This window comes from Paenibacillus antibioticophila, from assembly GCF_000455265.1.
Classification (GTDB): Bacteria; Bacillota; Bacilli; order Paenibacillales; family Paenibacillaceae; genus Fontibacillus; species Fontibacillus antibioticophila.
Genome location: NZ_HG005139.1, coordinates 1,260,003 through 1,271,301 on the forward strand (window position 1 = coordinate 1,260,003; position 11,299 = coordinate 1,271,301).

Annotated in this window: 8 protein-coding genes and 1 pseudogene; 5 read left to right on the forward strand and 4 right to left on the reverse strand. The window is 55.2% G+C overall.

The genetic code is table 11. The features are described 5' to 3' along the window. Positions 1 to 7: 7 nt before the first annotated feature. Both glpX and TX85_RS05530 read left to right on the forward strand, forming a co-directional pair. Complete coding sequence (gene glpX, locus TX85_RS05525; protein ID WP_044478113.1) at positions 8 to 985, forward strand: class II fructose-bisphosphatase; 978 nt, start codon at positions 8 to 10, stop codon at positions 983 to 985. A 493-nt stretch (positions 986 to 1,478) separates the two neighbouring features. Then, positions 1,479 to 2,393: an ArsR/SmtB family transcription factor gene (locus TX85_RS05530; RefSeq protein ID WP_044479827.1), complete on the forward strand. Its 915-nt coding sequence runs from the start codon at positions 1,479 to 1,481 to the stop codon at positions 2,391 to 2,393. A gap of 384 nt (positions 2,394 to 2,777) precedes the next feature. Here TX85_RS05530 and TX85_RS05535 read toward each other — a convergent pair whose 3' ends face one another. The 4 genes from TX85_RS05535 to TX85_RS05550 all read right to left on the reverse strand — a co-directional run bounded on the left by TX85_RS05535 (position 2,778) and on the right by TX85_RS05550 (position 6,583). Continuing rightward, positions 2,778 to 4,064, reverse strand: a complete 1,287-nt coding sequence (locus TX85_RS05535) for a glycoside hydrolase family 27 protein (protein WP_044478114.1) — start codon at positions 4,062 to 4,064, stop codon at positions 2,778 to 2,780. Between the two features lie 111 nt (positions 4,065 to 4,175). After that, on the reverse strand, positions 4,176 to 5,057 hold the full coding sequence (locus tag TX85_RS05540; protein ID WP_044478115.1) for an AraC family transcriptional regulator: 882 nt from the start codon (positions 5,055 to 5,057) through the stop codon (positions 4,176 to 4,178). Positions 5,058 to 5,088: 31 nt separating this feature from the next. Further along, complete coding sequence (locus TX85_RS05545) at positions 5,089 to 5,829, reverse strand: alpha/beta hydrolase (RefSeq protein WP_044478117.1); 741 nt, start codon at positions 5,827 to 5,829, stop codon at positions 5,089 to 5,091. 52 nt (positions 5,830 to 5,881) lie between these two features. Continuing rightward, on the reverse strand, positions 5,882 to 6,583 hold the full coding sequence (locus TX85_RS05550; RefSeq protein WP_044478118.1) for a M50 family metallopeptidase: 702 nt from the start codon (positions 6,581 to 6,583) through the stop codon (positions 5,882 to 5,884). 149 nt (positions 6,584 to 6,732) lie between these two features. Here TX85_RS05550 and TX85_RS05555 point away from each other — a divergent pair, with 149 nt between their 5' ends. The 3 genes and pseudogenes from TX85_RS05555 to TX85_RS27300 all read left to right on the forward strand — a co-directional run. After that, positions 6,733 to 8,538: a TerB N-terminal domain-containing protein gene (locus TX85_RS05555; protein WP_049894806.1), complete on the forward strand. Its 1,806-nt coding sequence runs from the start codon at positions 6,733 to 6,735 to the stop codon at positions 8,536 to 8,538. 18 nt (positions 8,539 to 8,556) lie between these two features. Next, a pseudogene (locus TX85_RS05560) lies at positions 8,557 to 9,852 on the forward strand (ATP-binding protein); the annotation flags it as partial. A gap of 311 nt (positions 9,853 to 10,163) precedes the next feature. Continuing rightward, positions 10,164 to 11,299: DEAD/DEAH box helicase (locus tag TX85_RS27300; RefSeq protein WP_044478119.1), on the forward strand; the 1,136-nt coding region annotated here is incomplete at its 3' end.

Here is an 11,299-nt window from a genome sequence, read left to right on the forward strand (position 1 = left end):
GAGAACGATGGAACGCCATATTGCTATGGAATTAGCGCGAATCACGGAGGCTGCCGCGCTGGAGGCAGCCTGCTGGACGGGAAGAGGCGACAAACACAGCGCAGATGAGGCAGCAACGATGACTATTCGGAGAATGTTTCATTCCGTAGACATGGACGGGACCGTCGTGATTGGCGAAGGAGAGATGGACGAGGCGCCGATGCTGTATATCGGAGAAAAGGTCGGCAGCCGTCGTGGCCCGAAAATTGATATTGCCGTCGATCCGCTGGAAGGGACCGAGACGGTGGCAAATGGGCTGAACAACGCGATTTCCGTGATCGCCGCCGCTCCGGAAGGAAATTTGCTCCATGCGCCGGATATGTACATGGCGAAGCTGGCGGTTGGGCCGGGGCTGGCTGGCCGACTCTCGCTGAACGACCACATCAGCGTTACACTGGCCAAAGCGTCAGAAATTTTACAGAAGCCGCTATCCGAAATGACCGTGTCGATCCTGGATCGGCTGCGCCATCGGGAGATGATCTCCGCTTTGCGCGATGCGGGAGTGCGGATTAAACTGCTCGGGCACGGCGACGTGATGGGAGCCATCGAAGCTGCGGTGGAGAGTGAAGTGGATATGTATGTTGGCTCCGGGGGCGCTCCGGAAGGCGTACTGGCCGCGGCGGCGCTGAAATGCCTTGGCGGAGAAATGCAAGGGCGATTGATTCCGGACACGACCGAGGAGTATGAACGGTGCATAGGGATGGGCATGAAGGATCCGCTGAAGCTGCTCACGATGGACGATATGGTGGGACAGGGGAACGTGCTGTTTGTCGCAACCGGCGTTACGCAGGGCGATTTGCTGAACGGTGTGCGCTATTTGTCGAACCGAAGGGCCGAAACCCATTCGGTCATTATGCACTCCTTGAACAGAACCGTGAGCTATTTGCGCACGATTCATCATTTGAGCGGGGCGAAGATCGGGAACATAGCTGAGGCGGCGATGTGATCGAAATAACAGTCCTAGAGAAAACTCCCTTATTGCAGGCGGTTTGCTAATGCAGACCGTCTCCAGCAAGGGAGTTTTTTATTTACAGCGAGTCCGATCACCATACATAATTTTTGCCTCAGCCGGAGTATGCTTCAACCGTCATGAGGCACATGAGGTAATACCGGCCATTTATTTGCTTGATGGCTCCTGTTAAATCTTATAAATTATATAAGTTGAACTATAAAACTATGTAGAAAGGGCATGAGTGTGAGGTGTGCTGAAGTGAAAGCTTACTGCAAGAAAGCTGCTTCGGGAGCATATGCTTGTAAGCGTTCGCCTTTGTGAGTGGATTTCTACCTTATAATAACTTAGTTCAATTAGAGAAATCCGCGAATAACAGCGATCGTAAGCACACTTCACACGTCGCCCCCAGAACGTAAAATTTAAGTAAGTAGTTCAACTTATATAATATATATGTGATTTCAAGGAACGAGGACAGGAGATGAGGGTGATCATTAAAGCGAACGGGGAACCGAAGTATATCGCGCTATACGAAGCGTTGGCTAGTGAAGTCAGGTGGAGCATCATGGGTCTCCTTGCCGATACCGAGTTGAATGTGAAGGATATCGCAGACCGCTTAGAACTTAGCCCTTCCATTGTTACTATGCACGTTCGAAAGCTCGAACAAGCCGGGCTTATTGGAAGCCGCAGGGTTCGGCTCAATGGGGGGACACACAAAATGTGTTTTCTCAAAGAAAAATCGGTCGAGATTGAGCTGCCTTCTACCCAAAGAACTGTCCAGATCAGAGAGCAGCCTATTTCAGTCGGCCACTACACCGCATTCGAAGTCCATCCTACTTGCGGGCTCGGCACGCTCGAGAAGGAAATAGGGGTATGGGATGATCCCCGGTATTTTCTTGATCCTGAGCGGGTTCACGCGGCCATTTTGTGGTTCGGATGGGGCTATGTTGAATATAAAATACCGAATTATCTGCTTGCCGACCAAACGGCAGACGCCATTGAAATCTCCATGGAGATCGCCTCGGAAGCCCCCGGCTTAAGAGATTATTGGCCTTCTGATATCGAGTTTACATTCAACGGGAGCTCTCTTGGCACTTGGACCAGTCCGGCCGACTTCGGAAGGGCTGCCCGAGGCAGATTAACGCCGGAGTGGTGGCATCGAAATGTGAATCAATACGGGTTATTGAAGACGATCCGTATTGATGCATCGGGCACATTTATGGATGGCGAGGAGATGTCGGGGGTGACCCTTGCGGATCTCAAGCTGCGGGATCCGTTCTGGACTCTTCGCTTCGCAGTTGATGAGCAGGCTGTTAACGTAGGGGGACTGACGCTCTATGGCGCCGGATTTGGCAATCATGATCAAGATATTGTAGTCCGCGTGCACCTTAATGATAATGATTAGTTCCGGGATGTGAGGGTGTCCCAAAACCAACATAGATGACGGGTTGGTGTTGGGACACCCTCACCCTCTTCACCAGAATATAAAAGACAAGTGAAGAATTATAGTGCAGAAAGGCATTAAAAATGCTGACGTAGGAGCAAATGTGACGATTATAGTGCAGAAAGGCATTAAAAATGCTGATGTGGGCGTTCGTGCGTGGGTCTCGTGAGGCCATGATATTGCAGAATGTCACTAAAGCTTTGAGGCTTGCCAAAACCAGCTAAGTTTGGAGGTCGGGTGGATTTCCCTCGCTCCTCGATTTGATCTAGAAAGCCGTAGTGGACGCAAAGAAACCAAGGATTCAAGCGAGAGAAGGCCGCTTAGCTCCTTGGTTTCTATGTGAGCTTAAAAGAATCGATAGAGGCGTACTCCGTGAGGCGGAATACTGGCCTGCAGCACGCCGGAGGCAAGCTCGGCAGGCGTGCTGCTCCACAGCTCGGTGCCTGTAATGGCATCGGGCAGGCCAGATTCAAGCAGATTCATGGGCAGATCCAGCTGCAGCGAGCTCTCGCCGGTGTTGAATGCAGCGACGTAGCGGGAGCCATCGGCGTGCTCGGCTGTCCAGACAGTAAGATCCCCTTGGCGGAGCGCTTCCTTGGCTCCGCGACTCTCCCGGTGCATGCGCAGCACCTCGCGGTTGGTAAGCAGCGATAGTGTCCAGTCGTCGCAGTCTCTTAGCTCGCCGCCAAAAATCAGCGGCGAGCGGAAGATGCTCCAGAGCGACATCATCGTCAACTGCTCATCGCGCGTGAACCGGGTCCAGCGGTCGGCACCTCCGCCATCCACAGAGCGGATGCCGATGTGACCGAGCGGCAGCATGTCGCAGTCCGGCCAGCAGCCTGGCTCAGGTACGCCCTGCCAAGCCTGGCAGCGGTCGAACATATCGAGCAAGAGCGGCCATTGATCCCAGAAGTCGTCCGTAACCCGCCACATGTTGGCATGCTCGGCGAAGAACGCCGCGTATTCCACCGGGGCGGGGCCGGGGGACAGGCTCAGCACCATGGGCCGGCCGCAGCGCTCGATCGCTTGAGAGATCATGGCGATTTCCGGTTGATGGGTGTCGTACAGTCTGGAAGCTGCGATATCGTCTACTTTTACCAGATCAACGCCCCACTCGGCATAAAGCTCAAAGAGAGAATCGTAATAGGCCTCCGCCCCTTCCTTCGAGGCATCCACGCCATACATATCCGTATTCCATGGACAGATTGAATTCGTATGGGCGATATCGCGTGCTGTCGCGGTTGACCCCAGAATTGCTGTGCCCGCGTGGGCGGCCTGCCGGGGGATGCCGCGCATGATATGAATGCCGAATTTTAGACCCAGGCTGTGTACATAATCGGCTAACGGCTTGAAGCCTTGACCGCCTGCTGCGGAGGGGAACCGGTTCTCGGCCGGCATGAGCCGGGAATACTCGTCCATGATGAGCGGAACAAACGGCCGATATTGGGAGGAGTTGGCGTAGGGCTCATACCACTGAATATCAACGGTAATGTAGCTCCAACCGAATGCCTTGAGATGCTTCGCCATGTATTCCGCGTTGCCCCGAATTTCGGATTCCGTGACGGCCGCGCCGTAGCAGTCCCAGCTGTTCCAACCGAGCGGCGGAGTAGGTGCTGTAAGCTCATGATCCATAGTTGATTAGTCTCCTTTACTATTGAATTATTGCTCTGTTATGCTCATCATAATAAAGGAGAATTTCAATATCTACAGTAATCTTAGGCGAAGAGTAGCAAAATATTGCGGTCAATCAAAGAACAGCTTGCGATACACAAGGCTCTCATCTCCGCTGCGGAATTCTCCAGGCGTAAGCCCGGTCAAGCCGCGAAATGCTTTGATAAAATAGCTGCCGCTAGAGTAACCGACCTGCTCGGCGATGCTCTCAATACTAAGTCCGGTTCCCCGGAGCAGCTCCATGGCCTTCTCTGTACGGATCCGGGTCAAATAAGCGCCGGGTGTCAGGCCCGTGCTGGCCGAAAACCGGCGGATCAGGTGGTATTTAGACAGGGAGACCTGCTCGGCAAGCTGATCGATACTGATCATCCTGGAATAGTTCAGTTCAATAAATTCAGCGGCTCGCCTTACATTCTCCGGCCAATTTTCCCTGTTCTGCAGTGTGGTGACCTGCACTCTAGCCAGCTCTGTCATGAATTGGTAGACGCAGGACGATGCGGCCAGAGGGTCGTTGATTCTGCCTGCCCCGGCATCGACCACAATCATTCTTGACAGCCGAACCGGTGCGCTGTCCAACGGCAGATAAGGCACTTCCCCCGCTTCGCGTAGGAATTTGCGCCAATGAGGCAGAATTAGATTGGGCCGGAACAGCAGGAACAGAAACTCCCAGGGCTCCCGGGATTCCGGATGATAATAATAGCGGTGGGGTCCTGGAATTTCGGCGAGAATAGCTTGTCCGGCAGTGACGCGGTGAGTCCGGTTCCCCGACTCATATATTCCCTCACCGGAGATTGTGTACTGGAACAGCAAGAGGGGACCATCGGTCCGCTCCAGTCCGTCCCACCGGTATGAAGGGCTCGTAATCACATCATAGCCGGCTGCAAATAGAACGCACAGCTGGAGCTCCTTATCCTCAGCGAACCGAAACCCGTAGGTTCCTCTAGGAATGTCCATCGATGCCCTCCTTCCTTAAAATGAAGTTAACTCACGAATCCAGCCAATTCCCAATCGTCTCGACTATAATATCCTGCTGTTCTACCGCGCTAATGGCGGCTTGTTGATCACCCTTTTGCGGGCCATACATGCCGAACTGGGCATGATTGCCTCCCGTGATCTCGCGCAAAACGGCATTTGGCGTGAGCAGAGACCGGGTAGCATCGATTTTCTCAACGGTGGTCAGTCCGTCAAGCTCGCCATAAATACTGAGAATCGGCAGCGTCATATCCGAAAAATCATTCGAATCCGCAGGATAGGATCCCAGGAAGAACAAACCGTCTAATTGCTCCTCATGCTTGTATGCATAGCTGGCAGCGGCAACACCTCCAAGGGAATGGCCTCCGATATACCAGGATTTGACCTCGGGGTACGCCTCGCGGATCTCATCCGCCTTGTTCACATCGAAGAAGGCAAAGTTCAGCAGGACGTTAGGGATGATAACGGTGTAGCCCCTTTGAGCTAATCCCTGGCCGATATAGCTGTAAGCCTCGGGTTCTACCTTGGCGCCCGGGTACAGAATCAGGCCGGTCTCGGCTACCCCTTGATCCGGGGTGAAGATAACCCAATCCTTCTCCAGCTGGATGTTCTCTTCTCCAACCCGTGCAACCATTTCTGCCGAAGCCGAATAGGTCTGCTGGGACCAGATATAAAAACCGGCTCCGCCGATAATCAGCAGCCCGGCGAGGCTGAGCAGCAGGGTTTGGACAGGCTTGAATTTATTGCGCTTCATATACAGTTCATCCTCACAGCTTGAGAGATAAGTTTAAAGTAAGTTTTTCACATCATTTATAGGGTGAAAATGACGTCTGAGGTGCTTTATTGGCCGCTTTGCGGTTCCAGTACAGATTAAGCGCCGCCCTGGCGCAAAGCACAGCGACCACAAAGAACAGAAGCGCCCACACCATGGCCGGAACTCCGGTTAATGCTGCGAGATTGGCGGCGTCTCCGGCTGATCCGGGACGGCTGACGGCAAGCAGAAGCAGCGTGAGCGGGGCCATCACCGATTCCTCAAGGCATAGAAAGGCCAGCAGCAGGTAGTAAAAGCTGCGAATCCGGCCGCCGATCACAAGAAACAGCAAATTTAACGCGATAAAGATCAGCAGCCAGATCAAGCCGTATCCATTTCGCACAAATAGCAGTCCAGAGACGAGCGCGAGCGCGGTAATAATCATCAGACCCTGCCCCTGTTTCTGTCTGGAATAGCTGTAGAACAGGGCGACAGCAAACAATGAAGCGGTGATATAGCCCGCCAGTGATACGATGAGCTGACTCCAACCGGAGGTGATGACAGAATAAGTCACTCCGCTGTGATCCGGATAGAGCTCGATGCGAAGCACTCTGCCCGACACCAGCAAGGTTGCGATCGCATGACCGAATTCATGAATCATTGTATCCAGCATCCGGAACCAGCTCGAGAACGGAATCAGTCTGGTCAGAAAAGCAGCGCCGAGAAGATAGAGTAACGCTCTAAGCCATTTATTCATTGAAAAAATCCCTCCCTGCAAGCATGCCTGCCAGCTTTCATTATAAGTGAGTTCAACGCCGTTGAAAAATGCCCGTAAAAAGCGAACAAACTTTCGATTTTTTACTATAATCAATGCTATAATGGATGGGTGATGGAGGTTTACGGGATATGAAGGATAACCACGATGGGCAAACATTTCGCCAACTGAATAATATACGCATCAATGGCTCTGAAGATTCAACGGTGCGAAGGGTTCGGGAGCAATCGCTGGTGTTTGCCGAATTTGCCGAGCAGGTGGTTACTTCACCCTCCGGCCCGGCCAGTCATGTCGTGGCTCCTGAGGCAGGAGCACGCGAGCTTGATTGGGAACGCAGCTTTCGTTACTTGTCCCGGGAGCAGCAATTTGTGGAGACCGCGCGCGAGCTGGTCTGGGAGACGGCGGAGGCAGCGGTATTTGTGCCTTTTCAGAACTACTGGCCGACCTATGAGCAAATGAATCCGCAGCAAAAGCGGTGGTACCTGTACTGGCGCGGTGAGGTGAGAGCGGAGCATTATCCCGATACGGACCTGTCCTATCTGTTCGTCTATCTGTATGAGCTGATTCACGGATTTGGCTGGAGCGTGCCGGCACAGGGAGCCGAGCTGATGAGAAGGGTATGGGCGGGCTATCGGGAACGGTATCCGAAGCTGGACGGTTATATTCGGGAATGGATGTATGATTTTGCCGTGGTATTCAGGTTGGAGCAGCCCGATCTGGGCAGGATGAAGAAGATTCCGCGCACATTATCTCCTGAGGTGCAGGAGCTGGAATGGAAGCGGAGACTGCTGGCGGAGCCGATCGATCTGAACTGGGAGCTGCTGCGTCCCTTGATTGATTATGAGGTGGAGAAGAGCAAATTTTACACCAAGGAAGGCCGCAAGGAGATTAGTCATTTTGCCCCGAAGGTTGTAGCGCTTGTGGATGGCTTGGTACGGAAACGCACTGGAAAAAGACTGCTTGAGCTCTATCTTCCTCCTGAGAAAAAGGTGCAGCGATTCCTGTTCCGCAGTGCGGTCTATGATCATGAGATGTACGGACGCACGACAGTGGTTGTTACGCAATCGATTAGCGGTCATCTGCCGCTGCGCCGCTTCTTGACTCAATTGGTGCGGCTGACGGAGAACAAGCTGAGGGAGCTGACCGGAGTTAAAGGGAAGCTGAGGGGCGTCGAGGTGGACTCGGACATCGAACGGCTGGTCACAAGATATCTGGAGCAGGAGTTTGAACGCAGAAGGGCTGAGAAGCTGAGGGAGCAAGCGCCAAAGGTCAAGCTGAATACCGCCAAGCTGCGGAAGCTTCAGCAGGAATCGGACGAGGTTCGGGAACTGCTGCTCAGTGATGATCCGGTTCTGGCTCCGGCTCCGGCAGTTATGGGTGAGGCAGACCGCCCGAGGACGGCAGCTACGACCGAGCGAACGCTGGATTCTTCTATAAAAAGTAACAGCAGAAAGCCGGGAACAGGAAAAGTCGGTCCTGACGAATGGATGCAGCCGGAGTTCGACTTTGAGCAAGGCTGGGCTGTGGATGAAGAAGTGAAGAAAGAGAAGGAGCAGGCTTTCTCTGAAGGAAGCGGCAATGGGTTGGATGTGGCCGGAGCCTGGACTGTTGCAGATTTAGATTTGGATAAGCCAGAAGCTGGATTGCAGATTCCGTTGCAGGAGAGTGAAGGCTTGACGGGGAGTTTGATTCCCGGGGAATGGAAAAGCTTATTGTCGCAGCTCACATCAACTCAGCGGGAGATGCTGCTGGTGATGGTGGAGGGTGCGGATGCCGCGGCGCAGTTTGCGATTGCCGAGCGGGCAGGCTCGATGCCGGAGCTGCTGCATGATGAGATCAACGAGCTGGCGATGGAAGCGATCGGCGACTTGCTCATCGACGGAGGCAGCGTGCTGGAGGAATACTCCGGGGATTTGGGCGAATGGCTGAAGAGATAATCAGGTTGAGGTGATACGATGAAACAGATGTCAATTCCAAAGCGGCTGACAACCGCGCTGGTCAATTCCTTGACGGCAGGCGTTGTGCCGCGGGTCGGTCTGGAGCATATTGCGGTGGGCCGCAAGCCGGAGGTGGCTTCCATGCTTCAGGATCTGGAGAATATTGCCGAGGGCGGGGCCGCATTTCGGATTATTAGCGGAAGATACGGCAGCGGAAAAAGCTTCCTTCTCCAAATGCTCCGCAATTACGCGATGGATCGTGAATTCGTCGTCTGCGATGCCGATCTCTCCCCGGAGCGGCGTCTTGTCGGCACGAAGGGTCAGGGGCTGGCGACCTACCGGGAGCTGATCGGCCACTTGTCGACCCGGACGCGTCCGGACGGGGGAGCGCTTGAGCCGATGCTGCAGCGATGGATCGCCGGGCTTCAGCAGGAGCTGATGCAAGCCGGAGGTCTTCGTCCCGGCGACCCGCAGCTGCTGGAGTCTGTTGAGCTGCGCATTTATGAGGTGGCAGGGGAGATGCAGAGTCTGGTGCATGGGTTTGATTTTGCCAAGGTGCTGTCGGCTTACTGGATGGGCTACAAGCTCGGTGAGGAGGAGCGGAAAGCATCGGCCCTTCGCTGGCTGCGCGGGGAAATTCCGACCAAGACGGAGGCGCGCAAGGAATTGGGTGTCGGCGTCATCATTGACGATGACAACTGGTACGACTATATGAAGCTGTGGGCCGAGTTTGCGGTGCGGATCGGTTATAAAGGATTGCTGCTGTTCATCGACGAGGGCGTCAATCTGTATAAAATTACGAACAGCGTCTCCCGCCAAAGCAATTACGAGAAGCTGCTTACCATGTTCAATGACACGATGCAGGGCAAAGCAGAGCATCTGGGTATCTATCTCGGCGGCACTCCGCAGTTCGTGGAGGACAGCCGGCGCGGCTTGTTCAGCTATGATGCGCTGCGGACGCGGCTGATGGACGGAAGATACAGCAGCGGCGCCTATCGGACATATACATCGCCGATCCTGCGGCTCGATATGCTGTCGCACGAAGAGATTATGGTGCTTCTGCAGCGGCTCCGCGGCATCCATGCCATGCATTTCGGATATGAGCCGCAGCTTCGGGATGAACAGCTTATTGCATTCATGCAGGCTGCTGTCAACCGGCTCGGAGCGGACGAGCTGTTGACGACCCGGGAGGTTGTGCGGGACTTTATGGATGTGCTGCATATGCTGCACCAGCATCAGGAGCTGACCTTCGAAGCATTAATGGGCGAGCGAGAGCTGGCGCAGGCCGCCGGAGGCGGACGAAAGAGCGCGGCAGGCGGCTCGCGGACGGCGAGTGCGGGGGACTCGTGGTTGAATAGTGCAGATGAAGCGGGTAATGAAGGTCGATTAAGCGGTGCGGGCGGACTAGGCATTGAAGGTGGATTAAGCAGTTCAGGTGGCTTGAGCAGTGAGGGACGATTAAGGAGTATTGGCCGATCAAATAGTGAGGGGCAATTAAGCAGTACAGGCGGGCAGAACCATGAAGCAGGGCGCGTGGCGCGATCCGGAGAAGTTGGAAGAAGCGGAGAAGATCGGGCGGACCGGGTGCGGGACGACCTGGACGATCTACTCGCGGAGTTCGAGCTATGAATGGGCGGGAGGCATTTGCAAGGCTGGCGCCGTTCATTCAGGAATATATGTACCGCAAGCAATGGTCCGAGCTGCGGGAGGCGCAGGTGGAGGCTTGCCGGGTGCTGCTGGATACGCCGCATCATCTGCTGATCGCTTCAGGCACCGCCTCCGGCAAGACGGAGGCGGCGTTCTTTCCGGCGCTGACGGAGCTGTTTGAGCGGCCGTCTTCCTCAGTCGGTATTTTGTACATCGGCCCGTTGAAGGCCCTGATTAATGATCAGTTCGAGCGGATCAAGGAGCTGCTGCGGGAGGGCGAGGTGCCGGTCTGGCATTGGCACGGGGATGTGGCCCAGGCCGAGAAAACCAAGCTGATGCAGCGTCCCTGCGGCGTGCTGCAGATTACGCCTGAATCGCTGGAGGGCCTGCTGATGAACCGGCCGAATGCGATTCCGGCGTTGTTCCAAGATCTGCGCTACATTATGATCGACGAGGTTCATGCCTTCATGGGCGCAGATCGGGGTATTCAGGTGCAAAGCCAGCTCAGCAGGCTGGAGCGAATGGCTTCCTGCACGCCGCGGCGGATCGGCTTGTCCGCGACCCTCAGCGATTATGATACGGCTGCCCATTGGCTGAGCGGCGGAAGCCGTCAGGCGGTTGAGGTCGTATCCCCGCAGGGGGGGCGGAAGCTGAAGCTGTCGGTGGAGCATTTTTCGTTCCCCGATCCGCGCGATGAGCGGGAAGCCGAGCATCTGGAGCTGGCGAAGCAGAATTATTACAATTTCATCTATGATCACACAAATACGAAAAAAGCGCTCGTCTTCACCAACAGCCGTTCCGATGCGGAGCTGACGACGCTGGAGCTGCGGCGCATCGCGGCCAAACGTCAGGAGCGCGATGTGTTTCATGTGCATCACGGGAGTATCTCCGCGATGCTGCGGGAGGAGACCGAGGCCGCGCTGCGCACGGGCCCCGGTCCGGCCGTGGCCGCTGCGACGGTGACGCTGGAGCTCGGCATCGACCTCGGCGAGCTGGAGCGCGTGGTGCAGCTCGGCGCGCCGTACAGCTGCTCGAGCTTCGTGCAGCGGCTGGGGCGGTCCGGCCGCCGGGGCGATGCGGCGTCCGAGATGATGTTCCTCTGCGCGGAGGAAGA

What these genes read in the sequence shown, in the direction of transcription:
- glpX (WP_044478113.1), top strand. Translation starts at nt 8, where the DNA reads ATGGAACGCCATATTGCTATGGAATTAGCGCGAATCACGGAGGCTGCC.
- TX85_RS05535 (WP_044478114.1), bottom strand. Translation starts at nt 4,064, where the DNA reads ATGGATCATGAGCTTACAGCACCTACTCCGCCGCTCGGTTGGAACAGC.
- TX85_RS05540 (WP_044478115.1), bottom strand. Translation starts at nt 5,057, where the DNA reads ATGGACATTCCTAGAGGAACCTACGGGTTTCGGTTCGCTGAGGATAAG.
- TX85_RS05545 (WP_044478117.1), bottom strand. Translation starts at nt 5,829, where the DNA reads ATGAAGCGCAATAAATTCAAGCCTGTCCAAACCCTGCTGCTCAGCCTC.
- TX85_RS05550 (WP_044478118.1), bottom strand. Translation starts at nt 6,583, where the DNA reads ATGAATAAATGGCTTAGAGCGTTACTCTATCTTCTCGGCGCTGCTTTT.
- TX85_RS05555 (WP_049894806.1), top strand. Translation starts at nt 6,733, where the DNA reads ATGAAGGATAACCACGATGGGCAAACATTTCGCCAACTGAATAATATA.